This is a genomic window from Pedobacter sp. CFBP9032, from assembly GCF_034045265.1.
Lineage (GTDB): Bacteria > Bacteroidota > Bacteroidia > Sphingobacteriales > Sphingobacteriaceae > Pedobacter.
In genome coordinates, this window is sequence record NZ_JAXCWE010000011.1 from 118,755 (window position 1) to 144,115 (window position 25,361).

A 25,361-nucleotide genomic window follows, 5' to 3' on the forward strand; every position below is an offset into this window, starting at 1 on the left:
AGGCTTAAAATATTATTGATACTGAATATATATTGGTTTCGGAGTGAGTTTCAATAACTCTTCCGGAGTTAATAGTCGTTTAGGTTCTTTCTTTAAATCGTTCTTATAAAAAAGTTTAAATCCGGTAAACTGAACGGGTTCTCCGTAAACAAAGTGACGGTAAGTACCTTTTTTCAGTTCTGGCTCGCCCCATCCATCCATATGAACTACTACTTGTACTTCAGGGCGCAATTTGATCTTATCAGCATTCGTTACCATTTTTTTTGTGAAACGGTGAAGTACAAAAACCTTTGGAGGCAAATTGTACTTTTTTACCAGATCAGCAAGATAACCGGTTACATAATTAATATCTACCGCATCATAAGTTCCAATTCTCTTTCCTGGAAGTGAGCCATCTTTCATTGAAAATTCTGGATCTATCCCCAGGTGAACGTTCGGCATCTGCAGGTATTTTTCGATATGGGGAAGTTCTGCTTTTATTGTACTCAAGGCAACCTGTAAATCAAGAAAAACAATGGTGTTTGGTTGCATCTTCGCAATGGTTAAAACAGAATCAATCTGTTTATTTCCCATACGGTTGATATATTTTTTATCTTTTCCAGGAGTTCCGCTGGCTACAGCAGCAATGTAATGTAAGCCAACCTGCACAGGAGTAGATGGATCTGCTTTCTCCCAACGCTTAACTTCTGTATTTAAATGTTGCCACATTTCTTTTGGCGCATATTCGCCTAAGGCACCCATCTTTTTTGAGTGCAGGTTTCCATAATAAACAACAATACGTTTAAATGGAAGGATTGCTCCGGCTAATGGAGTTGGCTGGTTTTTTACCGGCCATTTGCCCGTGGTATCGCCATTAGCTAATTTTTTTACTAAAGAATCATATAGTTTTGGATCAACAGGTTTCATTACGTTTGCTGCTGAATCCGTTTTCTTTTTAGTGGTGTCTGATGATGACTGGCTCACTCCGTTACCGCTTTTGCCTTCTGAATTACAGTTGGCAAACAAACTGATTGCGGCAAAACCGAGCATAATTGTGCCAGCTAAATGGGGAAATTTCATAGATATTATTAATAGTGATTAAGGTATACGCTTTTTTATGTATCTGCTTTTACGCTGAAAAGGTATGTAAATTTGGTGAATCAAACTAAATAAACTTACACATTGCAGAATTTGCCAAAAACACCTAATGGTAATTTAATGCCTGCAGTTGCCTGTAAATATAATTCACCTACTTCTAAATTTTTTACTTTTGGATAAGAGGTACGGATTAAATTTTCGACAATTACAGAAGAAAAACCCAGCGAATAAGTATTCAGAATCAGAAAATGTTCCTGCTCATCTAAGAGTTGCACTACATCTTGCATCATCTCCTGAATATGATCTTCCAGTTTCCATTTCTCCCCATTTGGGCCATGACCATATGCCGGTGGGTCTAAAATAATACCATTGTATTTTTTACCTCTTTTAAGTTCTTTTTTAACAAACTTCAAGGCATCTTCGACCATCCATCGTGTATTTTTCAGACCAGATAATTCTTGGTTTTCATTTGCCCACGTAACCACTTGTTTAATTGAATCAACATGAGTGGTTTCGGCACCAGCTGCGTTCGCAATTAATGATGCAGCACCTGTATAGGCAAAAAGATTAAGCACCTTTGGTTGCGGAGTTTTAAACTTTTTTATAGATGAGGAGATGAAATCCCAGTTTACGGCTTGTTCAGGAAAAACGCCAACGTGTTTAAACGAAGTTAAACCTAAACGAAGTTTAATGGCCACTTCGTCGTTTTTATATTCCACATGCCAACGATCAGGAATAGATTGATTTTTCTTTACCCATTCGCCAGAAGTTGCCGAACGGCCTCTGAAAGTAATGTTGGCTGTTTTTTTCCATTCCTGCTCTGATAATGTTTTCTTCCAAACGGCCTGTGGTTCAGGACGGATTAAGATCACATTTCCAAAACGTTCTAATTTTTCAAAATCCCCGCAGTCAATCAGTTCATAATCTTTCCAGTGCGTTGGGGCCAATAATTGTATCATGTATTAAGTAACTTTAAATTTGGATAATTTCTGATGTATTGATCATCAGAAATAACTGTTAGATCGTTAGCAATTGCTTGTGAGATAATCAGCCGATCAAATGGGTGTTTATGGATTAATGGAAGCTTTGAGTACACTTTGAAGTCATGCTCACCTGGCTGAAGAAATTCAATATTGTGTCGAATAAGCAAAGCATAAATTGAGGTAATATCATCTCTTAATTTAAGTTTGCCAATGTTGATTTTAATAACAATTTCCCAGATACTCACCATACTAAAATACTTTTTCAGATTCTGATTGTTAACGAGATTGATCGTTTTCTGAGGAATTTGTGGATCGCCATTGATAAAGTACAAAAATATATGTGTGTCTAATAAGAAACGCATTTACATGTATTCTTTAAGATCATCTAACGGCTCATTGAAATCTTCAGAAATATAAAGTATAGTTCCCCTCGCAGCACCGTATAAGCTTTTTGGCTCCTCAACAATTTGATGCTGATCTGTGCCTTCTTTATAAAAACTCTTCGAGTGTTTAGCCTTTAAAAAATCAATAAAATCTTCTACCTCATTTACCATCTTTTCAGGTAAGGTTTCTAATTTGTGAATGATGTTTTTTGTAGCCGTAGTCATTAAACAAATATAAGAATTTTCTTAAAACTTATCTTTTGCAGCTTTCATAAAGCGACTTGCAAAAACGAAGTCATTTAATTCCTTGATTTCGGTATGTGCGATTTCCTTGTTGCTGCCTTCCCAGAATTTTTTTCCTTCGTGCAGGAATAAAATATAATCCCCAATCCCCATCACAGAGTTCATATCGTGGGTAACTACAATCGTTGTGGTTTTGAACTCTTCTGTTAACTCCTGGATCAACTCATCAATAACGATCGATGTTTTAGGATCCAAGCCAGAATTAGGCTCATCACAAAAAAGGTATTTTGGGTTCATAGAAATGGCACGGGCAATCCCTACACGTTTTTTCATCCCGCCGGAAAGTTCTGCCGGGAATAATTTATTTTTACCGGCAAGATTTACACGCTCCAGGCAAAAATTAACACGCTCCAGCTTTTCTTTTCTTGTTTGATCAGTAAACATATTGAGTGGAAACATAATGTTATCCTCTACCGTCATACTGTCAAATAAAGCAGATCCCTGAAAAAGCATTCCAATTTCTTTACGAACCTCAATCCTTTGCTCGTATGTCATTGGCGTAAAATCACGCCCATCGTACAAAACGGACCCCGAATCTGGCTGATGTAAACCAACCATGCATTTTAATAAGGTAGTTTTACCTGAGCCTGAGCCACCAATAATTAAATTAGTAACTCCTTCTTCAAACTTACCAGAGATGCCTTTTAAAACTTCGTTTCCAGAGAATGATTTATATATGTCTTTAACTTCGATCATTACAATAACAATTGGGTAACTAAATAATCGCAAACAAGGATAGAGATACAGCTAATAACAACCGCTCTGGTACTTGCTTGTGAAACCTCTAAAGCGCCACCACGAACGTAAAAACCTTCGTATGCCGGCACCGATGTAATAATAAAACCAAAAACAAAAGCTTTTACCAAGGCAACAACGATGGTGTAAGGATTAAAATCAGTCGTAATGCCTTGAAGATATTCTGCTGGAGTAACCGCGCCAGATAATGAACCACCTAAATAACCACCAGAAATGCTTAAAAACATAGAAATGATTACCAACATGGGTACCATCGTAATTCCTGAAATGATTTTTGGAAGGATTAAATAGCCAGGCGCATTAATTCCCATAATTTCCAGGGCATCAATTTGTTCGGTTACACGCATCGAACCAATTTCAGAGGAAATCGCTGAACCAATTTTACCAGCCAAAACAATCGCACTGATGGTTGGGCTTAACTCCAGAATACTGGAATCCCGGTTTACAGACCCGATAATGGTTTTAGGAATAAAATCACTTACCAACTGGAAAGCAATTTGTAAAGTCATTACCGCACCAATAAAAGTAGAAATGATGGCGATAAGGCCCAAAGAGCCCACACCAACATAATCCATTTGTTTGGCAATTTCCTTTAAATATATTTTTAGTTTTTCCGGCCTTCTGAATACAGATTTGAGCAGCAGGATGTATCTCCCGAAATTGGTAAAATTCATTCCGTATATGTTGCTTAATTTAAATGATCAATTATATTACTACAAAGAAACGATAAAAAAGTTGGAGCGCTTTGATAATTACAAAAATATTCGTGGTTTCGAATATAAATATGGTTTTTTGTCAACAAAAATTAAACCATAAAAAATGAAAGCTTTAATCACTGGCGCAACAAAAGGCATTGGCCGGGCAGTAGCCACTAAACTTTGGAAAGAAGGATATGATTTAGTGTTGATCGCCAGAAGCGCTGAAGATTTAAAGCAACTCCAAAAAGAACTTACTGCTCCTGATAGAACAATCCTTACTTACCCTGTTGATTGTAGCATAAAAGAAGAAGTTTATCAATTCCTGAATAAAGTAAAAAATGAATTCGGCTTTATAGATGTCTTGGTGAATAACGTGGGTGCATTTATGCCAGGAAGTTTATTGGATGAAGAAGATGAAGCATTTGAAAAGCAACAGGATCTGAATGTAAATGCAACCTACTACATCAGTAAGTTTTTCGGGAAAGAGATGCGTTTGCGTCAGCAAGGTCATATTTTTAATATCTGTTCGGTGGCAAGCAAAAGTCCTGTAGAAAATGGTGGCAGTTATAGTGTAACAAAGGCAGCGATGTTTAGTCTTAATCATGTATTGCGGCAAGAGTTAGCACCACACAATGTTAAGGTAACTGCTTTTTTGCCCGGCTCCACAAAAACAGCATCATGGGAAGGAACAACAATTCCTGATGAGAAATTTGTACAACCGGCTGATATTGCAGATACGCTTTATGCCATTTTAAACTTAAGTAAAGGGGTAAACGTTGATGAGGTTTTAATCACTCCGCTCAATTTTTAAACACAAAATGAACCGCGTTATGGAAAAGAAGCTTTTTAGAAACGAACACGATAAGATGATTGCCGGGGTAGCTTCAGGACTTGCAGATTATATGCAGGTAGAGGTTACCATAATCAGATTATTATTTGTATTATCTACTATTTTTATGGCTGGGGCCGGCCTGATCGCCTATATTATTATGTGGGCAATTGTTCCGGTTAACAATGATCCCGCTTTTAGATTTTCAAAGTTTAATGATTATTTTAATAAAAACAATCCAAACAGTGCACCATTCGGTAATCCCCCGCCATTTACCGGGCCAGTAGGTTCTGGAAATGCAAACTGGACACAGCCCGTTAATGAAAATGCACAAAAAACGCCTTTTGAAACTCAACCTGATTTTAGTAGGTTTAATAAACCTAATGATACCGGACGAACGGTTACTGGTTTAGTATTACTTGTTATTGGCTGTTTCTTTTTAATGCGGGAGATGGATTTTATCCCGGATTGGTTCACCATCAGGAACTTCTTTAAGTTTATGTGGCCACTGATTTTTATTGCATTAGGTATTAGTATCATCGCAAAATCGAAAAGAAAGAATGATTGGCAGGCTTTTAAACAACAGCAAGCTGCTGAAGAAGAAAAGAAAGCAGATTTTTCTGGAGTTGTGGTAGAAAGTGAGCCTACAGTTCATCCTGATCAAACAAATAATTCAACAACAAATAACCCTCAACTATAAGTATTATGAAATTAGATAGATTAATTTGGGGTATTTTACTGCTTTTTATTGGCGGTGTACTTCTACTCGAAAACTTTGGAATAATAGATTTCTACTGGCGTAACGTCTGGGGCTTTTGGCCAATATTCTTAATTATAGGCGGTCTGAATATTTTATTTAACAAAGATAGTTCGCAAACTGGCAGTATCATTTCTATTGCTGTTTTAGTGGTAGCATTGTCATTCTTGTTTGTAAAAGGACAACAAGTTCCGGAGCACGGCTCGTGGTGGGGTAGAAATTTCAAAAAAGATGTAGATATTAATATCAACGGAGATAATGATGAAGACGATGACAATGATGGCGATAGCGTAGCAGTCAAAGAATTTAAACTATCAGAGCCCTTTGTTGCAACAGATAATACAAAGAAAACGGTCTTAAATATTTCCGGAGGAGGCATTTCGTTCAATTTAAACGGGGAAACATCAGCGTTAATAGATGCCAGTGTGAAAGGGAAAAATGGTATTTTTTCATTGAAGAAGGCAGTTACTGATAGCGCTACGGTATTAACGTTTCAGTTAGAAGATAAGCGTAAAAAATGGAATTTCAATAATGGATCAAACGATGTTGATTTTAACCTAAATAAAGAAGCCAATTGGGATGTCTTAATGAAACTTGGTGCTGGCGCTGCTAATATGGATTTCCAAGATTATAAGGTGAGAACTTTTAGATTTGATGGTGGTGCCGCTGCCCTTGATATAAAATTTGGTGACCTTTTACCTATAACAGATGTTGTTGTCAAATCTGGTGTGGCAGACGTTAAAATTAAAGTTCCAACAAATTCTGGCTGTAGAATAAAAACACAAACTGGCTTATCTGCAAAAGATTTCGAAGGCTTTGAAAAAGTTAACGAAGGACTCTACGAAACATCGAATTATAAAACATCTACCCATAAAATTTTCATCAATTTAGATGGCGGATTAAGTAACTTTGAGGTAAGTAGATATTAAAATTAGGTAGAGGGCTTAAAGGCGAAAGGTTTGAGGCTCTATATAGCTTAACCTTTTTCTATCTTTAATCCTAACGCCAAATTCTAATGAATTCTGAATATACAGTTGTGATGAATGGTAAGCCTCAAGGGCCATATAGTTTATCTCAGTTATCCGATCTGAACATCACACCAAATACATTTATTCGCAAGCCTGGAATGGATGATTATAAAGAAGCTCATGCAATTCCTGAATTGCGTGAGCTTCTTGGTTTTAAATATCAAAAGACCGCGCCTCAATATTTTGCAGCTTTCGATCAAAGGCTATTAGCCTCCGTTATTGATCATTTCATCATCTTCGGCATCTATACCGTCATCATCCTAACTAGCTACATTTTTATTGAGGGGAAAGATGAGCGAATACAGGCTTTTTTGATGCCATTCCCCATAATCTTCATTGTGAAGTTAATCTACGGAGTCTTCGCAGAAGCATCTACAACTCAAGCCACCATTGGTAAACGAATGTTAAATATAAAGGTTACAGATATGGAGGGTACCCGTGTTTCTCTCGGACGTTCATTAGGTCGTAATTTTTCTAAAATATTATCAGTAGTTCCGGTTTTCTTTGGATACCTCTATAGTTTTCTGAACAAGAAAAACCAGTGCTGGCATGATATTACTGCTGAAACATTGGTCATAAAAGATAGGTTGATTTAGGAAACGGCTAGCATCAATTTCTAATCAATAAAGTAAACCAAACATCCATAAAGGAATTTTATTGCCTATTCCAGCTTCCATATCATCAACAGCAAGATAAGCGTGCTCAACGCCAGTAAGCTGTTTTGTTGATTTTCCCTTGCCTCCAATTTCAAAAGTAAATTTGTCATCAACAAAAAAATCGCCTTTTAATGGTAAACTAATTTCATACGCTGAATTTTTAATTTGATTCATAAAAAAAGCCTCTCGAAGAGAACCTTTCTCTGTATTGTTTGGACTCAACGCAAACGATAAATTAGTGTTTTCCAGAAAAATTTTATCCGGTTTTTGTAAAGTACTAATACTTTTACCTGCTGCAGAAAGTGAATTAATTAATTTAGCGTTATTCAGGTAATACAAGTATTCCACAACCATGTTTCTGCTGATTCCTGTTTTTTCGCTTAAATTGGTAATGTTAGGTTTAAAAGGAACATTAGTTGATAAAATATAAAGTAGTTGATAAATTTTCCGAGAGTGATGCGGATTGAAACCAGCTATAAATTGTAAATCTTCTTCGATAATTAACCGGACAACTTTCTCCAAACGCAAATGATAAGTATTTAAGTTCTCTAAGAAAAAAGGATAGTAACCATGTTTTAAATATTCATTAAAGTATTGTAATGGTTTAAACTTTGAAATTAATTCATTGGCAATCTGAACATGATTTTCCAGTAAATTATCAATTGATATGACATCTATGTTCGCAACGCCAATAAAACTTAAAAATTCCCTGTAAGACAACCCGGTTAATTCATATTGTACCGCTCTTCGGCTTAAATCTGCATTTTGCCTTTCAATGTTAATAATAGATGAGCCTGTAAAAACAATTTTTAAATCTTTATAGAAATCGTATATATTTTTTATTTCTCTTGCCCAATTTGGATATTTATGCACCTCATCTATAAATAGTATTTTCCCTCCGCTCTGTCTGAATAGATTTGCAAAATCAGATAATTGATTGTCTGAAAAATAAATATCATCCATGGTAATATACATCGCCTCGTTACTTAGTCCGTAGGTTGCTTTAATGTGTTGTAGAATTAAGGTGGTTTTACCTGTTCCCCTTGCACCTAAAATACTGATAAGTCTGTTGCTCCAATCTATGTTTGTTGATAATGGCCTAACAATATCCATTGTTTGTTGCTGAACAATTAGGTTGGATTTTATCTTTAAATTTTCCATTTGCTATTAATCTGAAGCAAAATTACTTAAAATTGCTATAAATAAATAGCAAAAAACAATAAAATTGCTCTAAAAATATAGCAAAATGAGGTATTTGCTATCATTATTATTTTAACAATCTATCAATTTAACAATTAAACATTTAGCTTATCTTTGCAGTCGCATGGAAAATTTATTGGTAAAGCATGAGTTAGGTGGAGGGTATTGCAACAGTTTAACGCAGTATTCCAGGTTTTTAACTCGCGAAGTTAAAATTGGAGATATCGCCCTGGGAGGCCATAACCCAATTCGGATTCAATCGATGACGACTACCGATACTATGGATACCATCGGAACAGTTGAACAGACGATCCGCATGGTGGAATCTGGATGTGACTACGTTCGGATTACAGCACCAAGTATAAAGGAAGCCGAAAACCTATCCAATATCAAAAAAGAATTGCGCTTCCGCGGATATGATGTACCATTAATTGCTGATATCCATTTTACCCCTAATGCTGCTGAAATGGCGGCTCGAATAGTGGAAAAAGTACGCGTAAATCCAGGAAATTATGCCGATAAAAAGAAATTTGAAAATCTGGAATACACTCAGGATGCTTACACGGCTGAATTAGAAAGAATCAATAAAAAATTTATACCACTCATTAAAATCTGTAAAGAATACGGGACTGCAATGCGAATCGGAACCAATCATGGTTCGCTGTCAGACCGGATTATGAGCCATTACGGCGATACACCGCGTGGCATGGTAGAATCAGCAATGGAGTTTATGCGCATGTGTGAGGCAGAAAACTATTATAATCTGGTGATTTCCATGAAAGCAAGTAACACGCAAGTGATGGTTCAGGCTTATCGTTTGCTGGTAGAAACCATGGTTAAAGAAGGAATGAATTATCCTTTGCACCTTGGCGTAACAGAGGCTGGCGATGGAGAAGATGGACGGATTAAATCTGCGGTAGGAATTGGAACTTTGCTGGAAGATGGACTTGGCGATACCATTCGCGTTTCCTTAACAGAAGATCCAGAGTTTGAAGCTCCAGTTGCAAAAGCTTTGGCAGATCGGTACGCTTTAAGAAGTCAGAAGACGGAGGTCGGAAGTCAGAAGATTGATGGCGCAGCAACACCTCGGACTCCCGATTTTGGACTCCAGACTTATTCCCCATATTCCTATTCCCGAAGAATTACGCAATCTGTTCAACACATTGGTGATCATCATCACCCGGTGGTAATGATCGATGTTTCAAAAGAAAATCTAAAAGATCCTTATTTCTTAAATGCTGTAGGATATAATTACAGCGCCGGATTAGATAAGTATAACCTGGCCGATCAGGCGTGTGATTTAGCTTTTCTTGGTGATAATCTGCCATCTTTTTCTTTCCCCGGAAACCTGAAACAAGTTTATAATCATCAAACCTGGTTAAAGCTAAGGGATAAAAATAACTGTCATCCGCTGTTTTCTTTAGATGGATTTAGCAAAGCTGATACTAAAGATGAATTTTTGAATTTTATTGAAGTGGATGCCAACCATGCAGACATTGAGGCCATTCAGCAGTTAGACAAATCTGTGGTGTTAATCTTAAACACCTCAGCTCATCATGGGATGGCTGAACAGCGAGCCTTTTTTATTGGCTTGCAGGAAAAGAATATCCAGATCCCGGTAATTATCAAAAGAAGCTATCAGGATTTGGATGCAGATACTTTAATGCTTTACGCAGCTACAGATTTAGGCGCTTTATTTACTGATGGTTTTGGTGATGGAATCTGGATTGATGCGCAAGGCCAGAATTTAGCCTTAATCAATGCAACTAGTTTTGGGATTTTACAAGCTACGCGTACACGTATTAGTAAAACGGAATACATCTCTTGTCCAAGTTGTGGCAGAACACTTTTTGATTTACAGGAAACTACACAACTTATCCGCTCTCGTACCGATCATTTGAAAGGACTTAAAATCGGGATTATGGGTTGTATCGTAAATGGCCCCGGTGAAATGGCTGATGCTGATTATGGTTACGTAGGTACTGGCCCGGATAAAATTACCCTTTATCGCGGTCAGGAAGTAGTAAAGAAAAACGTAACTACTGCCTTCGCCTTAGATGAGTTGATTGATATTATCAAAAATGACGGTAATTGGGTAGAGAAAGTTTAATCACTTCTTAAGTTTATTTATCCTTCCACGAATAAAATCTAAATTGTGCTCATGAACCTATTGGAGTTTGAATCCATTTTTAATGAATTAAGAAAACTCTTAATTGAACAGGGATTAACAGGCGGAGCACTAATTTATAGCTATTTCCTTATCGGATCAATAAGTGTCACACTGTTTTTATTCATCACTATTTTTGTTACCCGGCAAGTATTTATCGGTGTAGTAAAAAGTGCCAAAACAAAATCAGACTGGCAGCAGGCTTTGTATGAATTCAGGGTTTTTAGGGCATTTGCTTTAATCTTTGGCGCATATATTATTTATAACGCAGTTCCTTATTTATTTATTGATTTCAAAAACTGGTTTTTCTACGCATTGATTTTTTCTAAAATCTATGTCGTACTCGCTACCTTATTTGCCATTAATGCATTTTTAAATGCATTGGTTTCCATCATGGAATCATCGCGAAAATATGCCGACAAACCCATCAGAAGTTATAAGCAGGTAGCTAAAATCGTTATTTATATTTTTGGGTTTGTATTGATTTTATCCATCATTCTCAATCAATCTTTGGTCTATATATTTGGAGGTTTTGGTGCGGTAACCGCCGTTTTTATTCTGGTTTTTCGCGATCCTATTTTAGGTTTTGTAGCTTCCGTACAAATGAGTGCTATAGATTTAGTGCGTGTTGGTGATTGGATTACCGTAGAAAAATATGGTGCCGATGGGGAAGTGACCGAGATTAACTTAACCACGATTAAGGTTAGGAACTGGGATAAAACGGTCACTATTGTACCAAGTTACGCCATTGTGAGTGAGTCTTTTAAAAACTGGCGGGCCATGGAGGAAAGTGAAGGACGGAGAATTAAACGGCACATCAATATTAAAATCTCAAGCATTAAGTTTTGTGATGAAGAGCTGATTGGCCGTCTGCAAAGCATCGATTTTTTAAAAGATTATTTGAAAGAAACACAATTGCAAATTGAGCAGTTTAATGCAGAAAATACGGTGAACCCTAATAATCTGGTAAATGGTCGCCACATGACTAACATCGGTACCTTCAGGGTTTATGCTGAGAAATATTTAGAAAGTAATCCATCCATCAATACCGACTTAACGTTTATGGTGAGGCAATTACAAGCCACTGAAAATGGATTGCCGATAGAAATTTATGTCTTCTCGAAAGAAAAAGCACTAAAGAAGTTTGAGGAAGTAGCTGCAGATATTTTTGATCACTTATTAGCTGCGGTACCATACTTTGATTTAGAAATTTTCCAAAGCCCGAGTGGAAGTGATATGCGTGGTTTTGTGAAGAGAGGAGATGATTAAATCCCCTCCCAAAGATCTATTCTCCCAAAAAGGTTAAACACTTCTCGCACACTTTAAATAACTGCGGAGGAAGCGTTTCATTTTTAAAAGGATGACTTGCTCCATAAACGTGGTTGGCACCTTCAATTTTGATTATTATACTATTTGGATTGGCATCTGCTATAAGCTGAGCGTGTTCAAAAGGTACATTTACGTCGTCATCACCGTGAACGATAAGCCAGGGAATGTTAATCCGCTTTGCCGCTTCAACGATATTTAATGTCTCTGCATTTTCTTCTAAATCTTCCAGTAGTGTTACATTCAGTGGCATTTGCTCTTTCGTTCTGGCGTTGGTTACATGGATTTTTCCTGTTTTTTTCCATTCTGCCTCCTGCTCCTTTTTCCAAAGGCTATCAAAGCTGGAGATTGCACTCCAGGTAATCAGTTTTTTAATTCTTACATCATTTGCAGCTTCAATAATGGCTAAACCCCCGCCACGACTATGGCCAATTAAGTTGACTTCGGTCTCTTTTCCATAAGCTTTTTCGATAAAATCAAGCACGGCGTTGATATCGAAAAGCTCTTTAGAAACTGTGTTATTGGCGAATGCTTCCAGATCAGTTACATCTTTAGGGTTTTCGGCAGTTACACCGTTATGGGAAAGATTGAATTTGATATAACGGTAGCCATTCGCCGCGAAATAACGGGCAACAAAATTATGTGCACCCCAATCTTTAAAGCCTTTAAAACCGTGAACAAAAAGTAAAATTGGCGTATTTGGATTTTTGTCTTCAAAAGTGATGTCGCCAATAATTAATTTTCCGTCAGCGCCAGTAAGGCTAAATTCATTTTGTATAATCATCTTTTAAGGTATTGGTGTAAAGAATAAACCAGCTTAGTCAGATTTTGTTGTGATTTATAGGAAAGCATTTGCCGATTGCTTCAATATTGGTTGCCATATGTTTAAATCTTTTTCCTGGTATAAATCCAGGCCCACCAGATAAAAAATACCTGAAAGGGGATTCTAATCCAAGCTATTAAAGGTGTAATTTCGATTTTTCCAAGCAGGAATGGTGCTTTCTGAATCATATAAATATGTGCAGGCATGAATGCCAAAAGCATTAAAATAATTAGCCATGCTGCCGCTTTCCGGGTTTGTTTAAAGAGTAACAATGTGCCTAAAATTAGCTCTAAAAAGCCAGATAGGTAAATTAAAAACTGGTGTACAGGGATCCAATCTGGCATTATCTCAGAATAACCAGCTGTTGATCTAAAATGATTTATCCCCGCCAGGATATAAAACAAAGCATAAATCCATAAAAAGAATTTATAAATCCGGGAACAATTGTCAGTGTTATGCATTTATTTAAAACCGTTCTAAATTGATGTAAATTACAGATGAATGACGATGACATCAGGCAACCGTGCTACTTTTGTATCCCGACAGTAGTTAACAACGGAACAACTTGGAATATTTAAAAGTAATAGCATTCACGCATCATCACATCGACCTGAAATCTTTAGGGAAATTAGTTATTTGTGACCAGAGTTTAGATGGTAGATTGAAGAATATTCAAAATGAACTTCCTGTTAGTGAAATTTTCTATATCGGTACTTGTAACCGGGTAGAATTTGTTTTTCTTACTAAAGAGAAAACAGATAAAGAGTTTGTAACCAGATTTCTTACAGTTTTAGATATGGGCTTGCCTCCTGAATTTATGGAGCGCTTCCTTGATAATGTTACTGTTTATGAAAATGAAGAAGCTTTTAATCACTTGTTAAGAACCTCTTGCTCTTTAGAAAGTTTGGTGGTTGGCGAAAAAGAAATTCTTCCGCAAATTCGTAAAGCTTATGAAAACTGTCGCGATGCAGGTTTTACAGGCGACTATATGAGAATGATTATGGAGCGTGTAGTTAAAACTGCGAAAGAAGTTTATACCCACACTAACATCTCTAAAAATCCTGTTTCTGTGGTTTCTTTAGCTTACCGTAAGCTTAAGGAGCTTAATGTCTCTCCTAATCCACGAGTATTAATTATTGGCGCCGGAGAAACCAATCTGAATCTTGCCAAATACCTAAGCAAACATAAATTTTCTAATTTTTCTGTATTTAATCGTACGCTTTCAAAGGCAGAATCTCTTGCAGAAGAACTTAATGGAAAAGCTTATCCCTTGTTGGCTTTAGAAAATTTTACTGAAGGCTTTGATGTCATTATTACTTGTACGGGTTCTACTGAGCCAATTATTAATGAAGCGCTTTATGCTAAATTACTTAATGGCGATAAGACGAAAAAGGTAATTGTAGATCTTGCCATTCCCAATGATGTTGCGCCTTCTGTAATTCACAATAACCCTGTTTATTATATTGAAGTAGAATCTTTAAAAGAGGTTGCGCGTAAAAATATTCAGGAGCGTTATAACGAATTGGTTCATGCTGAAGATATCATTAGTGCAAATATCACTGAGTTTTTAATGGTATTAAAGCAACGTCGGATCGAGTTGGCAATGCAGGAAGTACCCCGGAAAATCAAAGAAATTAAAAATACAGCCTTAAATGGTGTGTTTGCTGATGAAATTAGTCAAATGGATGAAACATCTCGTGAAGTGTTAGAACGGGTGATGAATTACATGGAGAAAAAATGTATCAGTGTGCCAATGGTAATGGCTAAAGAAATTCTGGTTAAACAATCCTAGTTATTTCGTGGTTTAACCGCAAAGAAAGCAAAGTTACTTCTTGCTACAAAGACTGCATACGTTAGGCGTAAACATGCCAATTAAGCCTATATTTTCTTCTATAATTTATAGAGTTGAATCAACAATTAGTTTTCACTATACTTTTGCATTTTATATCTCGGCTGTAATAAACTAATTAGTTTAAAGAAATCTTTCAGGTGTAGACTATGAAATTACAGTACTTTCATATCAATCTCCCTTCTCTGTAACCTCACTGTCTCATTTTTAAACAAATCATGGTATAAAGCAAATTTACCTTAAATTTGCAGTTGATTAAATGTTTATAGTGAAGAAATTAACCATCGGAACACGCGGTAGCGAACTAGCTTTGTGGCAGGCTAACCATATTCAAAATGAATTAGCTGCAATCGGAATTGAGGCAGAAATTAAAATTATCAAAACGCAGGGCGATAAAATCCTGAATTTGAGATTGGATAAATTGGAAGGAAAAGGTTTTTTTACCAAAGAATTGGAAGAAGAACTTTTAGCTGGAACAATTGATCTGGCAGTACATTGTTTAAAAGATTTACCTACCAATCATCCTGCCGGATTAACCATTGCTGCTATTCCTCCCCGTGAAGAGGCAACAGAATGTTTGCTGATTTTGAAGGATTGTGTTGATGTATCACAGAAGTTATCTTTGAAAAAAGGTGCGATGGTGGGTACGTCTTCAAACCGCAGGAAAGCCCAGTTATTAGGGTTGCGTTCTGATTTGGAAATTGAAGATTTACGTGGTAATGTACCCACAAGGATCCAGAAGCTTAGAGATGAGAGTTATGATGCCATTATGTTGGCTAAAGCTGGAATCAAACGTTTAGGTTTAGACGTGAGTGAGTTTCATGTAGAAGAATTAGCACCAACAGAATTCGTTCCTGCACCCGCTCAGGGTGCTTTAGCCATTCAGATCAGAGAAAATGACAGCGAACTCTTTGCAGCCCTTCAAAAACTTCATGATCCTGAAACTGCTGAACAAGTTGGCGTAGAACGTAAAGTTTTAAATCTTTTCGAAGGTGGTTGTCACATGCCTTTAGGTTGTTATTGCAAAAAAGAAGATGGTGTTTTCGAAGTATGGACATCAAAAGCTGAAACAGCAGACGATTTTCCGGAACGCCTGTTTTTACGTTCGGAAACTTCAGCTGGTTTAGCAGAAAAAATTGTTGCCAAATTTAGCAAGGAAAGAAAGAAACCAACCAAAGTCTTCATCTCGCGTGAAATTGGTGAGCATAGTTATTTCAGAAAAGCTCTGGAAAGTAAAGGCATCGAAATTGAAGGACGTTCCTTAATCCGTACGTTCCCAATCGTGACGGTTTTAGATCAATTTATCCTTAAAAATATTGATTGGGTTTTCTTCAGCAGCCGTAATAGCGTTGACTATTTCTTCAATCTTAAACCAATGCTGCCTAAAAAAACACAGTTTGGGGTAGTAGGTAGAGGTTCAGAAGATGCTTTACGTAAATTTGGCCATTTTGCTGATTTTGTTGGTGAAAGCGGCGATATTACCGAAGTTGCAGAAGATTTTGCAAAACTAGTTTCCGGAAAGAATATCTTATTTCCACGGGCGCAGGATTCTTTGCAGTCTATTCAAAAATCTTTACCGGCCGATGCCAAAATTATTGATTTACCAATTTACGAAACAGTAATCGAAGAAGACATTGATCAAAGCTATGCCGATGTGTTAATCTTTACCAGCCCATCAAATGTTGACGCTTATTTTGTAGATAACTTGCTGGAGCCTGGTCAACAGGTGATTGCTATCGGGAATTCTACAGGTAAAAAGTTTGATGAAATGGGTGTGAAGTACGCCTTGCCATATTCGCCTGATGAAATCGGCCTAACAGAGGCAGTTTTTGGAATAGAGATCAAGTAGTTTAAGCTGGAAGACTAAGTGATCTAAAGCGAAAGCAAGTTAGAATCTTTGTTCTGCGTGATAAGCAATTTTAGTGTCTCATTTAGTCATTTTACCACAACCTTGAATCTTGCTGCCTGGTAGAAGTACAAAGCATCTGCAAATGATGAAACAGATTCTTTGTTACTTATAATGACAAAAATTAAAAATAATGAAACTTCAAGTCAATATACTTGATACTAAATACTTGATACTAATAAAATAATATGTTACATCGTCCGAGAAGATTGAGGAAGAACCCGTTGGTTAGAGAGATGGTAGCCGAAACCCGACTATCGAAAGATATGTTTGTTTACCCTTATTTTGTGGTGCCAGGAACGAATGTTACGCATGCCATTGATGCCATGCCAGGTGTAAACCATTATTCTGTTGATACTTTGGTTAGTGATGTGGAAGCGGGGTTGAAAAAAGGATTAAATAAAATAATGCTTTTTGGCGTTGGCGATGAAAAATCTGCCGATGCAAAATCTGCTTATCATGATCATTCGTTAGTACCTACTGCAGTGCGCGAACTGAAGAAACAGTTTGGTGAAGATTTATACGTGATTACCGATGTTTGTGTGTGTTCTTATACCACTCATGGTCATTGTGGTATTATGGAGAACGACTATGTTCAAAATGATAAAACGGCTGAAGTAATTGCTAAAATGGCATTAACCCATGCACAGGCTGGCGCAGATATGTTTGCTCCGTCAGACATGATGGACGGGAGAATTGAAACAATGCGCAATTTGCTGGATAAAAATGGTTTTGAAAATGCGGCTATTATGAGCCATGCTACAAAATTTGCTTCAGCTTATTACGGTCCTTTTAGAGAGGCCGCAGATTGTGCACCAAGTAAAGGTGATAGAAAAGCCTATCAAATGGATTTCAGAAATCCCCTGGAAGCTTTGCGTGAAGCACAGTTAGATGAGCAGGAAGGTGCAGATGTGTTAATGGTGAAGCCAGGATTAGCATATTTAGACATCATTCAGCGTTTAAAACAAGATATCAATTTGCCAATCGCTGTTTACAACGTTTCCGGTGAATATTCAATGGTTAAAGCAGCCGCAGAGCGTGGGTGGATAGATGAACAAAAAGTAGTAATGGAAACCATGCATGCTTTTGCAAGGGCAGGAGCAAGTATCATTACCACTTACCATATTAAAGATATTTTAAATAACAACTGGCTTTAGAGGTGGATGGCGGAAGGTTTAAGGTTGAGGGTTTATATCCGTAATCTAATCCAAAGCTATTCAGTTGATAAAATCTATAAAATATTAGGAAAAAAGTTGAGGGTTTATTGGTTGCGGGTTATGCACCCAAAGCTTTACACCTTCTACCTTTCAGCCTTCAACCTTAATAAAAATGTTAGATTCATTAAAAAAGATGTTTTCAGGCAACGAAGACGATATTCCTGTAAATACCGGAAGCAAACCTGATATTTCCAGAGTTAAATCTGCAGAGTTATATGAGAAATCAAAAACGTATTTCCCAGGTGGTGTAAACTCTCCTGTTAGGGCATTCAAATCAGTTTATGGTACACCTCTTTTTATTGAGAAGGGTGATGGTTGCTATATTTGGGATGCTGATGGAAACCAGTTTATTGATTTTTGCGGAAGTTGGGGCCCTTTGATTTTAGGACACAATAATCCAAAAATTAGAGAAAAAGTTACTGAGGTGATGCAAAACGGGATGAGCTTCGGTGCACCAACAGCTTTGGAAAATGAATTGGCAGAACTGATTATTAAGAATAATCGTTTTGTAGAAAAAATTCGTTTTACCAGTTCTGGTACTGAAGCAGTAATGTCAGCAATCCGTTTGGCAAGAGGTTTCACCAGGAGGGATAAAATCATCAAATTTGAAGGTTGTTATCATGGTCATAGCGATTCCCTTTTAGTTAAAGCAGGTTCTGGTTTAGTCACTTTTGGCGAAACTTCTTCTGCCGGGGTGCCAAAATCATTTGCTGAAGAAACTATTGTAATTCCTTTAAATGATACCCATGCCATTGAACAAGCATTTGCACAGTTCAAAGATCAGGTTGCTGCGGTAATTATTGAGGGAATTCCAGCTAATAATGGACTTATTATTCAGGATGAGGAGTACATTAAGTTTTTGCGTAAAATTTGCACAGATAATGGCTCATTATTAATTTTTGATGAAGTAATTACTGGTTTTCGTGTAGGTTTTGAAGGTGCTGCTGCTTATTATGGCATCACACCAGATATTGTAACCTATGGAAAAATCATTGGCGGTGGTTTACCAGTAGGAATGTACGGTGCATCATCAGCTATTATGGCACATATCTCCCCCGATGGAGGTGTTTATCAGGCGGGTACTTTATCTGGCAATCCAGTAGCCATGGCTGCAGGTATTGCTACACTTACCGAGCTAAATAAATCAAGTTTTTATAAGGATTTAAACGCTAAAACACTCGGGTTTGTTGAAAGTATTCAACGATTTGCTACGGCTAGAAATTATAAATTCAAAGTTTTTACCGTTGGCTCTATTTTTTGGTTTGCCTTTACCGATAAAGATAAAATTCAGACAGCTGATGATATTGATGCAGGCAGCATGGAGAAATTTAAGGTGATGCACCGGGAGTTGCTAAATAGAGGAATTTATTTAGGCCCATCGGGATATGAAGTTGGGTTTGTATCTTCAGCGCACACGAAAATTGAATTAGAGAAAGCAAAGCGTGCTATATTTGAAGCTTTAGATCTAGTATTTAAGAAGTAAGGCTGATTTAATTAACCACAGTGGACATTGGGTGTTCGCAGAGAACAAAGAGGTTTGGAAAATTAAGCTATGAAGGACAATAAGTAATCTGTGTAATCTAAAAATGAGTGAAATAAAACCGAAGGAAATGAAGAAATCTATAATTATCTTTTACGCATTACTACTTTACGCCCTAATTCAACTTATTTCCTGGGGTACGCTGGTGGTGCGTTTACAGCCAAGTCGAATGACAATGATTATGGGCGAAGGCTCTGTATTTTTGTTTCTGCTTTGTATTGGCGGATATTTTCTTCATCAATCGCTAAAGCGGGAAGATAAGTTAAGAGAACAACAGCAAAACTTTTTAATGTCGATTACACACGAATTAAAATCACCGTTAGCAGCTATAAAACTTTCCATTCAAACCATTATTAAAAGAGATTTAGATAAAGTCCGTCAGGTTTCTTTATTGAATAATTCATTAAAAGACATAGAACGGCTGGATGATTTAGTCGAAAATATGCTACTGGCCACAAAAATTGAAAATCGCTCCTACACCTTTCCGAAAGAGGAATTTAACTTTTCAGAGTTGGTTTATAAAATCACTGATCGCCTTCAGGTTCACTCTTGTGGTAATGAACAGTTGATTAATGCTCAAATTCAGCCAAATTTGCAGATTATGGGTGACAAATTTGCCTTATCGTCAGTAGTGACAAATTTGATTGAAAATGCAGTTAAATATTCGAGTCCTTGTGACGAGATAAATGTGGTTCTGGATAAGCTCGAAGGGCATTTAAGGTTAAGTGTAATTGATAAAGGTCCGGGTATTTCAGATGCCGAAAAAATGTTGATATTTGATAAGTTTTACCGTGTTGGTAATGAGAATGTCAGGAAAGCGAGAGGAACAGGTTTAGGCTTGTTTATTGTGAAAGAGGTTTTACAATACCATGATGCAGATATTACAGTAAAAGACAATTTGCCTCAAGGAAGTATTTTTGAAGTAACATTTAGTTAATCTCAATTATGTCACAAAAATTAAGAATTCTATTGGTAGAAGACGAGGATCACTTGTTAGATGCTATCAAATTAAACCTCGAACTTGAGGGTTATAAAGTTCACGCCGTTAAGGATGGCAAAACCGCTCTTAAAATTTTTAAAGAAGAACGCTTCAACCTGATTATTTTAGATGTAATGCTTCCTGAAATGGATGGCTTCCAGGTTTGTGAAACCATTCGCTTGGAAAATGCTGAAGTTCCTATCATGTTTTTAACTGCTAAGAATACATCGGAAGACCGTGTTTTAGGCTTGAAAAAAGGAGCTGATGATTATTTAGTTAAGCCTTTCAATTTAGAAGAATTAATTCTTCGTGTTGGAATCTTGGTTAAACGCAGCTTAAAATCTGATGATTTAAAAGAATTAAATTCTTACAAAATCGGCGATAAAACAATCTATTTCAACTCTTTCGAATTGAAACATGATGATGGTACCATTACACCGCTTACTAAAAAAGAAACTATGTTGTTAAAGCTTTTAATTGAGCGTAAAAACGATGCAGTATCCAGAGAGCAGATTTTAGAAACAGTTTGGAATTACGATGTTTATCCATCAACCAGGACGATTGATAACTTTATTTTAACGTTCCGTAAGTATTTCGAGCCAGATCAGAAAAACCCGGTTTATTTCCACTCTATTCGTGGTGTAGGCTATAAATTTACTGATATTCATTAATGTATAACAGTCTTGGCCGTTACGTGCTGATGGCCGTTTTCTTGCTGGCAGCATTGGTTTGTATCTATTTTATCCAATACGAATTGGCAGCAGTTGCCGGTTTTCTTTTTCTATTTGTGATTTGGAGCCACTTTAGGCACAGTTCTGTTTTAATGGCTTCCAAATATTTTAAGAACAATGATTTTACTAAAGCGAGATTAATGCTGGCTGAAGTTCCAAATCCCGAAAGGCTTTCAAAAAACCGAAGGGGATATTATGAATTTATGCAGGGCAATATGGCTTTGAAAGAGGAAGATTTTGATAAAGCAGAATACCATTTTCAATTGGCAAGTCGTTTTCCGGTAGGAGGCAAAACGCAAAAGGGTTATGTATTAATCCATTTGGCAAATTTGGCTTTGAGAAAAAAGGATAAGGAAAAAGCTGAAGCTTATACAAAATTAGCAAAAGAACTTGCAGAAACAGCCCGCTCAAAAGAAATTATTACCAAGATTGAAAAGGAAATAAGTAAATTATAATATTACTATTGTCATTTTGAATAACGAAGACCGGTTTAGGAATAAAAAGGTGCTTCGTTTTTTTATTTATTTATAGCTTTGCATCATTAAAATTTTAGGCATTTATCATGCTGTCCTTAATTATGGGGTGAGCTAAATGCTGAAATAAATTCAGGCTAACGATCCTGCGATATCAAATATAAACATGAAGAATAACTTATTTTTAGACGCTGCATTTTCAAAACAAACCGAACGTCCACCAGTATGGATGATGCGTCAGGCTGGTCGTTTTATGCCGCAGTATTGGGAAATCAAAAACAAATACTCTTTCTTAGAGATGTGTAAAACCCCAGAAATTGCAGCTGATGTGACCATGTTACCTGTAGATTTATTAGATATTGATGCCGCAATTTTATTCTGTGATATATTAGTAACTGGCGAGGCCATGGGTGGTGATTTGAGTTTTACTCAAGGCATTGGTCCTAAGTTTGCAAACCCGGTAAGGAATGCACAAGATATTGAAAACCTAAATGTAGATTGCTTAGATGAGTTGCAATATGTGGCTGATGCGATTAAAGTAATCCAGCAACGTTTAAATGGAAGTATTCCGCTAATTGGATTTGCCGGGGCACCTTTTACCGTAATGAGTTATTTAATTGAAGGTGGTTCTTCCAAAGATTTTAAGTTAACCAAGCTTTTTATCCACAACCAGCCTGAATTGGCACACAAACTTTTGGCTAAAATTGCTAAAGTAACTGCTGATTATCTAAACCTTCAGATTGCTGCAGGTGTTAACGCTGTTCAGATTTTTGATAGTTGGGCACTTGCTTTATCATGGAATGATTATCAGGAATTTTCTCATCGTTATATTCAGCAAATCATCTCGAACTTAAATAGAAAAGATATTCCGGTAATTTCTTTTTGTAAAGGAAGTTCTGTTTTCGCACCGATTATGGCAGAGGCGAAACCTGATGTAATATCTGTTGACTGGAATGCAGATTTATTGAACATTAAAAATGCTTTGCCTGCGGGTATTGCGGTTCAAGGCAATTTGGATCCACATATTTTATATGCAGATAAATCAGTAATTAAAGCGCAAATCCATAAGCTGTTTGAACGTATGCGTGGAACAGAAGGATTCATCTTTAATTTAGGTCATGGTATTATGCCTGATATTCCATTTGATCATGTAAAATATGCTATCGAAGTGGTAAAGGAGTTTAGGTATTAAGGGGATAAATCCCCAAAGGGGAACTTTGAATGGTTAGTGTAAAACGTTATATTTGGGTATGGAAACACTTATTATAAACATTCCTGAAAAAAAAAGCGAATTGGTGAAACAGCTTTTAAAGGAACTTGGTGTTACTTTTAGAAAGGAACGTACTGACAAATCATCACATGTTCCCAATTCGGTTACACAAAGAACTATTGATGATGCACAAAAAGGTATTGGGATAGGGGAACCAATTAAAGATGTAACATCATATATCAGCTCCTTATAGATGTTTGTTCTAAAGCCAACTAATCAATTTGATAAAGATGTTAAGCTAATGAAGAAACGTTCTTTGAAGAACATAAACCTCATTAAAGATTTCTTATTTAAATTAGAAATTGATGGTGCCAGCGGAATTGATAAAAAGCATCATCCTCATAAATTAGTTGGAAACTATAAAGACAATTGGGAAGCCCATATTAAGCCTGATTTATTGATCATATGGTTTGAAATAACCGAAGAAAAAGAAATAATTCTGTTGAGAGTTGGAACTCATTCTGATTTATTTAAATAAAAGTGTTATTCCTTCAGAAATTCTATGATAGAAACCTTACAGCCATATTATCCATATTTTCTCTCCGTACATATTGTATTTGTAATCAGCTGGATGGCTGGCTTGTTTTATATCCTGAGCCTCTTTATCTATCATACGGAGGCAAACGAAAAATTGGAGCCTGAAAAGAGTATCCTTTTGAACCAATTTGTAAAGATGGAAACCACTTTATGGAAAATCATCTGTGCTCCCGCGATGGTGATTACAGTGCTTGCTGGTGCTTCCATGCTTACTTTACGTCCTGGATTGTTACAAGCAGATTGGATGCAGGTTAAACTTGGTTTTGTATTTGGCTTGCTGATTTATCATTTCATTTGCCGGAATATAGCTAAGAAATTGAAGTCTGGTCAATTTACGTTAACCAGTTTTCAATTAAGGTTATGGCGTGAGCTGGCAACTATTTTTATGATCGCGATTGTGTTTGTGGTCATCCTTAAAAGTGCTGTAAACTGGGTTTACGGTTTGATTGGAATTATGGGTGTTGCAATGGCGATTATGATTGCCGTTAAACTCTATAAAAATTATCGTTTGCGTAAATAATCTTAAAAACAATAAAGCTGAAAGCAAAAGCCGAATCATGTTCTTTGTTTGCTTTTCGTAAACTTGTATCCAATTTTTGATACTTGATACTCGCTACTTTATACTTTACGAAAAACTATTCTAAATTTGGGCAATAAACCCACACTCATGTTTACAATTGCCGGTTCGAAAAAAAACTTACTCGTTTTTGCCTTTTTATTTACTTCCTATTTTGCATCTGCACAGTTTAATCAATCGGCTTTTGAGAATAGAATTCGACCTGACAGTAGTTTAACCAACGAAGTTCATTTCAATTTCTATAATTTGAATTATGTTCGTAACTATGAATATACAAATGATTTTCATGATGGTTATACTTTGTATGGAACGCAATTGCAGCCACAAATCGTTTATTACGCTCATCCAAATCTTGCCATTACAGCTGGGGCATTTATTCGCAAAGATTTCGGACGGAATGGCATAACGGATGCAAAGCCATTATTCAGCCTGAAATACCATAAAAGAAATTTAACCCTGATTTTTGGGAGTTTAGAAGGTGGTATTCAGCATAAATATATTGAGCCGCTTTACAACTTTGAACGTACAATTACTACACCAATAGAATATGGAACGCAATTGTTGGTTGAACGCAAAAAATTTACCCTTGATGCCTGGATTGCATGGCAGAAAATGATTTACTCTGGCGAAGCAGCAAAAGAAGAAATAATAGGGGGTCTTTCAACAGAAACCACAATAGCAGAAAATAATGGCTGGAAATTCAGTTTCCCCGCACAGTTTTTAGCTTTTCATCAAGGCGGTCAAATTGACGTTTTAAAAGAAATTCCAATCAGTACGGTTTTTAACGGTGCTACCGGATTGAAGTTACATAAAGAAATCAATACCAATATTAAGCAGGTTTATACCGATAATTACATTGCTGTTTACAAAGATTTTTCACCTACCAAAAGAAGGGCTTATGAAGGCGGCTTTGGATTATGGTTAAATGCCGGTGTAGAAAGTAAATGGGGTAGTTTAGTGGCGTCGTACTGGAAAGGTAATAACTTCATTTCTATTAAAGGAATGCCTTTGTATGAGTCTGTTTCTAGCAACTTATATACCAACGGCTTAAAGCAAAGCAGTAGAAATATTGTATCGCTACGCTATGCGTACCAAAAAGAATTGATTCCTCATTTATACCTTGATGTTCGCTTCGAGCCGCACATTGACCTCGATCATACAGATAAACAACTGCAGTTTAACCACTCATTCTTCTTGACTTACAAACAGGACTTTAAGTTATTTAAGGTGAAAAAGGATGAAAGATAGAGGATAGAAAGATTCAGCATAAGAATGAAGTCTGGAATGTGACTGGCT

Annotated in this window: 27 protein-coding genes; 18 read left to right on the forward strand and 9 right to left on the reverse strand. The window is 36.6% G+C overall.

Translation table 11 applies throughout. The features are described from left to right. Positions 1 to 12 precede the first annotated feature (12 nt). From SOM16_RS18490 to SOM16_RS18515, 6 genes are all read right to left on the reverse strand, one after another. The gene (locus SOM16_RS18490) at positions 13 to 1,059 is read right to left on the reverse strand and encodes a hypothetical protein (RefSeq protein ID WP_320465482.1); all 1,047 of its coding nucleotides are present in this window, start codon (positions 1,057 to 1,059) and stop codon (positions 13 to 15) included. A gap of 95 nt (positions 1,060 to 1,154) precedes the next feature. Continuing rightward, complete coding sequence (locus SOM16_RS18495; protein WP_320465483.1) at positions 1,155 to 2,036, reverse strand: class I SAM-dependent methyltransferase; 882 nt, start codon at positions 2,034 to 2,036, stop codon at positions 1,155 to 1,157. Then, positions 2,033 to 2,422: a type II toxin-antitoxin system VapC family toxin gene (locus SOM16_RS18500; protein ID WP_320465484.1), complete on the reverse strand. Its 390-nt coding sequence runs from the start codon at positions 2,420 to 2,422 to the stop codon at positions 2,033 to 2,035. Before SOM16_RS18500 ends, SOM16_RS18495 begins: the two co-directional genes overlap by 4 nt. Beyond that, positions 2,423 to 2,668 carry a type II toxin-antitoxin system VapB family antitoxin gene (locus SOM16_RS18505; RefSeq protein ID WP_320465485.1) on the reverse strand — a complete coding sequence of 82 codons (246 nt, stop codon included), beginning with the start codon at positions 2,666 to 2,668 and terminating at the stop codon, positions 2,423 to 2,425. It abuts the gene before it with no gap. 21 nt (positions 2,669 to 2,689) lie between these two features. Continuing rightward, positions 2,690 to 3,442, reverse strand: coding sequence for an ABC transporter ATP-binding protein (locus SOM16_RS18510; protein ID WP_320465486.1), 753 nt, complete (start codon positions 3,440 to 3,442; stop codon positions 2,690 to 2,692). After that, a complete protein-coding gene (locus SOM16_RS18515) occupies positions 3,442 to 4,176 on the reverse strand; it encodes an MlaE family ABC transporter permease (protein ID WP_029284070.1) in 735 nt (244 codons plus the stop codon). The genes SOM16_RS18510 and SOM16_RS18515 overlap by 1 nt, the downstream gene beginning before the upstream one ends. A gap of 145 nt (positions 4,177 to 4,321) precedes the next feature. Between SOM16_RS18515 and SOM16_RS18520 the strand changes: the two genes are divergently transcribed. The 4 genes from SOM16_RS18520 to SOM16_RS18535 all read left to right on the forward strand — a co-directional run bounded on the left by SOM16_RS18520 (position 4,322) and on the right by SOM16_RS18535 (position 7,410). Then, the gene (locus SOM16_RS18520) at positions 4,322 to 5,011 is read left to right on the forward strand and encodes an SDR family oxidoreductase (protein WP_320465487.1); all 690 of its coding nucleotides are present in this window, start codon (positions 4,322 to 4,324) and stop codon (positions 5,009 to 5,011) included. Between the two features lie 19 nt (positions 5,012 to 5,030). Then, positions 5,031 to 5,729, forward strand: a complete 699-nt coding sequence (locus tag SOM16_RS18525) for a PspC domain-containing protein (RefSeq protein ID WP_320465488.1) — start codon at positions 5,031 to 5,033, stop codon at positions 5,727 to 5,729. Positions 5,730 to 5,734: 5 nt separating this feature from the next. Further along, positions 5,735 to 6,715 carry a LiaF transmembrane domain-containing protein gene (locus SOM16_RS18530; RefSeq protein ID WP_320465489.1) on the forward strand — a complete coding sequence of 327 codons (981 nt, stop codon included), beginning with the start codon at positions 5,735 to 5,737 and terminating at the stop codon, positions 6,713 to 6,715. Positions 6,716 to 6,801: 86 nt separating this feature from the next. Further along, on the forward strand, positions 6,802 to 7,410 hold the full coding sequence (locus SOM16_RS18535; protein ID WP_320465490.1) for an RDD family protein: 609 nt from the start codon (positions 6,802 to 6,804) through the stop codon (positions 7,408 to 7,410). A 24-nt stretch (positions 7,411 to 7,434) separates the two neighbouring features. On the opposite strand, the gene SOM16_RS18540 is transcribed toward SOM16_RS18535, so the two are convergent. Beyond that, the gene (locus tag SOM16_RS18540) at positions 7,435 to 8,631 is read right to left on the reverse strand and encodes an ATP-binding protein (protein WP_320465491.1); all 1,197 of its coding nucleotides are present in this window, start codon (positions 8,629 to 8,631) and stop codon (positions 7,435 to 7,437) included. A gap of 163 nt (positions 8,632 to 8,794) precedes the next feature. Between SOM16_RS18540 and ispG the strand changes: the two genes are divergently transcribed. Both ispG and SOM16_RS18550 read left to right on the forward strand, forming a co-directional pair. Then, complete coding sequence (gene ispG / locus SOM16_RS18545; protein WP_320465492.1) at positions 8,795 to 10,780, forward strand: (E)-4-hydroxy-3-methylbut-2-enyl-diphosphate synthase; 1,986 nt, start codon at positions 8,795 to 8,797, stop codon at positions 10,778 to 10,780. A gap of 51 nt (positions 10,781 to 10,831) precedes the next feature. Beyond that, positions 10,832 to 12,106, forward strand: coding sequence for a mechanosensitive ion channel family protein (locus SOM16_RS18550; RefSeq protein ID WP_320465493.1), 1,275 nt, complete (start codon positions 10,832 to 10,834; stop codon positions 12,104 to 12,106). Between the two features lie 16 nt (positions 12,107 to 12,122). Here the strand turns inward: SOM16_RS18550 and SOM16_RS18555 are convergent, their stop codons facing one another. Both SOM16_RS18555 and SOM16_RS18560 read right to left on the reverse strand, forming a co-directional pair. Continuing rightward, positions 12,123 to 12,947 (reverse strand): alpha/beta hydrolase, encoded by an 825-nt coding sequence (locus SOM16_RS18555; RefSeq protein WP_320465494.1) that lies wholly within the window; start codon positions 12,945 to 12,947, stop codon positions 12,123 to 12,125. Between the two features lie 101 nt (positions 12,948 to 13,048). After that, complete coding sequence (locus SOM16_RS18560; RefSeq protein ID WP_320465495.1) at positions 13,049 to 13,447, reverse strand: DoxX family protein; 399 nt, start codon at positions 13,445 to 13,447, stop codon at positions 13,049 to 13,051. A gap of 104 nt (positions 13,448 to 13,551) precedes the next feature. Here SOM16_RS18560 and hemA point away from each other — a divergent pair, with 104 nt between their 5' ends. From hemA to SOM16_RS18620, 12 genes are all read left to right on the forward strand, one after another. Next, positions 13,552 to 14,778, forward strand: a complete 1,227-nt coding sequence (gene hemA / locus SOM16_RS18565; protein ID WP_320465496.1) for a glutamyl-tRNA reductase — start codon at positions 13,552 to 13,554, stop codon at positions 14,776 to 14,778. Positions 14,779 to 15,094: 316 nt separating this feature from the next. Continuing rightward, on the forward strand, positions 15,095 to 16,684 hold the full coding sequence (gene hemC / locus SOM16_RS18570; protein WP_320465497.1) for a hydroxymethylbilane synthase: 1,590 nt from the start codon (positions 15,095 to 15,097) through the stop codon (positions 16,682 to 16,684). 245 nt (positions 16,685 to 16,929) lie between these two features. Beyond that, a complete protein-coding gene (gene hemB, locus SOM16_RS18575; protein WP_320465498.1) occupies positions 16,930 to 17,898 on the forward strand; it encodes a porphobilinogen synthase in 969 nt (322 codons plus the stop codon). 172 nt (positions 17,899 to 18,070) lie between these two features. Then, positions 18,071 to 19,441 (forward strand): glutamate-1-semialdehyde 2,1-aminomutase, encoded by a 1,371-nt coding sequence (gene hemL / locus SOM16_RS18580; RefSeq protein WP_320465499.1) that lies wholly within the window; start codon positions 18,071 to 18,073, stop codon positions 19,439 to 19,441. Positions 19,442 to 19,568: 127 nt separating this feature from the next. Beyond that, the gene (locus SOM16_RS18585) at positions 19,569 to 20,435 is read left to right on the forward strand and encodes a sensor histidine kinase (RefSeq protein WP_320465560.1); all 867 of its coding nucleotides are present in this window, start codon (positions 19,569 to 19,571) and stop codon (positions 20,433 to 20,435) included. An 8-nt stretch (positions 20,436 to 20,443) separates the two neighbouring features. After that, the gene (locus SOM16_RS18590) at positions 20,444 to 21,148 is read left to right on the forward strand and encodes a response regulator transcription factor (protein WP_109926856.1); all 705 of its coding nucleotides are present in this window, start codon (positions 20,444 to 20,446) and stop codon (positions 21,146 to 21,148) included. Then, positions 21,148 to 21,663, forward strand: coding sequence for a hypothetical protein (locus SOM16_RS18595; protein WP_320465500.1), 516 nt, complete (start codon positions 21,148 to 21,150; stop codon positions 21,661 to 21,663). The genes SOM16_RS18590 and SOM16_RS18595 overlap by 1 nt, the downstream gene beginning before the upstream one ends. A 184-nt stretch (positions 21,664 to 21,847) precedes the next feature. After that, entirely contained in the window at positions 21,848 to 22,873 is a 1,026-nt protein-coding gene (gene hemE, locus SOM16_RS18600) for a uroporphyrinogen decarboxylase (RefSeq protein WP_320465501.1), read from the forward strand. 58 nt (positions 22,874 to 22,931) lie between these two features. Next, positions 22,932 to 23,144 carry a hypothetical protein gene (locus tag SOM16_RS18605; protein ID WP_320465502.1) on the forward strand — a complete coding sequence of 71 codons (213 nt, stop codon included), beginning with the start codon at positions 22,932 to 22,934 and terminating at the stop codon, positions 23,142 to 23,144. Next, a complete protein-coding gene (locus SOM16_RS18610; protein ID WP_320465503.1) occupies positions 23,145 to 23,429 on the forward strand; it encodes a type II toxin-antitoxin system YafQ family toxin in 285 nt (94 codons plus the stop codon). 24 nt (positions 23,430 to 23,453) lie between these two features. Next, positions 23,454 to 24,008 (forward strand): CopD family protein, encoded by a 555-nt coding sequence (locus SOM16_RS18615; protein WP_320465504.1) that lies wholly within the window; start codon positions 23,454 to 23,456, stop codon positions 24,006 to 24,008. Positions 24,009 to 24,155: 147 nt separating this feature from the next. Next, entirely contained in the window at positions 24,156 to 25,313 is a 1,158-nt protein-coding gene (locus tag SOM16_RS18620; protein ID WP_320465505.1) for a hypothetical protein, read from the forward strand. The last annotated feature ends 48 nt before the right edge of the window (positions 25,314 to 25,361 follow it).

What these genes read in the sequence shown, in the direction of transcription:
- SOM16_RS18490 (WP_320465482.1), bottom strand. Translation starts at nt 1,059, where the DNA reads ATGAAATTTCCCCATTTAGCTGGCACAATTATGCTCGGTTTTGCCGCA.
- SOM16_RS18495 (WP_320465483.1), bottom strand. Translation starts at nt 2,036, where the DNA reads ATGATACAATTATTGGCCCCAACGCACTGGAAAGATTATGAACTGATT.
- SOM16_RS18500 (WP_320465484.1), bottom strand. Translation starts at nt 2,422, where the DNA reads ATGCGTTTCTTATTAGACACACATATATTTTTGTACTTTATCAATGGC.
- SOM16_RS18505 (WP_320465485.1), bottom strand. Translation starts at nt 2,668, where the DNA reads ATGACTACGGCTACAAAAAACATCATTCACAAATTAGAAACCTTACCT.
- SOM16_RS18510 (WP_320465486.1), bottom strand. Translation starts at nt 3,442, where the DNA reads ATGATCGAAGTTAAAGACATATATAAATCATTCTCTGGAAACGAAGTT.
- SOM16_RS18515 (WP_029284070.1), bottom strand. Translation starts at nt 4,176, where the DNA reads ATGAATTTTACCAATTTCGGGAGATACATCCTGCTGCTCAAATCTGTA.
- SOM16_RS18520 (WP_320465487.1), top strand. Translation starts at nt 4,322, where the DNA reads ATGAAAGCTTTAATCACTGGCGCAACAAAAGGCATTGGCCGGGCAGTA.
- SOM16_RS18525 (WP_320465488.1), top strand. Translation starts at nt 5,031, where the DNA reads ATGGAAAAGAAGCTTTTTAGAAACGAACACGATAAGATGATTGCCGGG.
- SOM16_RS18530 (WP_320465489.1), top strand. Translation starts at nt 5,735, where the DNA reads ATGAAATTAGATAGATTAATTTGGGGTATTTTACTGCTTTTTATTGGC.
- SOM16_RS18535 (WP_320465490.1), top strand. Translation starts at nt 6,802, where the DNA reads ATGAATTCTGAATATACAGTTGTGATGAATGGTAAGCCTCAAGGGCCA.
- SOM16_RS18540 (WP_320465491.1), bottom strand. Translation starts at nt 8,631, where the DNA reads ATGGAAAATTTAAAGATAAAATCCAACCTAATTGTTCAGCAACAAACA.
- ispG (WP_320465492.1), top strand. Translation starts at nt 8,795, where the DNA reads ATGGAAAATTTATTGGTAAAGCATGAGTTAGGTGGAGGGTATTGCAAC.
- SOM16_RS18550 (WP_320465493.1), top strand. Translation starts at nt 10,832, where the DNA reads ATGAACCTATTGGAGTTTGAATCCATTTTTAATGAATTAAGAAAACTC.
- SOM16_RS18555 (WP_320465494.1), bottom strand. Translation starts at nt 12,947, where the DNA reads ATGATTATACAAAATGAATTTAGCCTTACTGGCGCTGACGGAAAATTA.
- SOM16_RS18560 (WP_320465495.1), bottom strand. Translation starts at nt 13,447, where the DNA reads ATGCATAACACTGACAATTGTTCCCGGATTTATAAATTCTTTTTATGG.
- hemC (WP_320465497.1), top strand. Translation starts at nt 15,095, where the DNA reads ATGTTTATAGTGAAGAAATTAACCATCGGAACACGCGGTAGCGAACTA.
- hemB (WP_320465498.1), top strand. Translation starts at nt 16,930, where the DNA reads ATGTTACATCGTCCGAGAAGATTGAGGAAGAACCCGTTGGTTAGAGAG.
- hemL (WP_320465499.1), top strand. Translation starts at nt 18,071, where the DNA reads ATGTTAGATTCATTAAAAAAGATGTTTTCAGGCAACGAAGACGATATT.
- SOM16_RS18585 (WP_320465560.1), top strand. Translation starts at nt 19,569, where the DNA reads ATGAAGAAATCTATAATTATCTTTTACGCATTACTACTTTACGCCCTA.
- SOM16_RS18590 (WP_109926856.1), top strand. Translation starts at nt 20,444, where the DNA reads ATGTCACAAAAATTAAGAATTCTATTGGTAGAAGACGAGGATCACTTG.
- SOM16_RS18595 (WP_320465500.1), top strand. Translation starts at nt 21,148, where the DNA reads ATGTATAACAGTCTTGGCCGTTACGTGCTGATGGCCGTTTTCTTGCTG.
- hemE (WP_320465501.1), top strand. Translation starts at nt 21,848, where the DNA reads ATGAAGAATAACTTATTTTTAGACGCTGCATTTTCAAAACAAACCGAA.
- SOM16_RS18605 (WP_320465502.1), top strand. Translation starts at nt 22,932, where the DNA reads ATGGAAACACTTATTATAAACATTCCTGAAAAAAAAAGCGAATTGGTG.
- SOM16_RS18610 (WP_320465503.1), top strand. Translation starts at nt 23,145, where the DNA reads ATGTTTGTTCTAAAGCCAACTAATCAATTTGATAAAGATGTTAAGCTA.
- SOM16_RS18615 (WP_320465504.1), top strand. Translation starts at nt 23,454, where the DNA reads ATGATAGAAACCTTACAGCCATATTATCCATATTTTCTCTCCGTACAT.
- SOM16_RS18620 (WP_320465505.1), top strand. Translation starts at nt 24,156, where the DNA reads ATGTTTACAATTGCCGGTTCGAAAAAAAACTTACTCGTTTTTGCCTTT.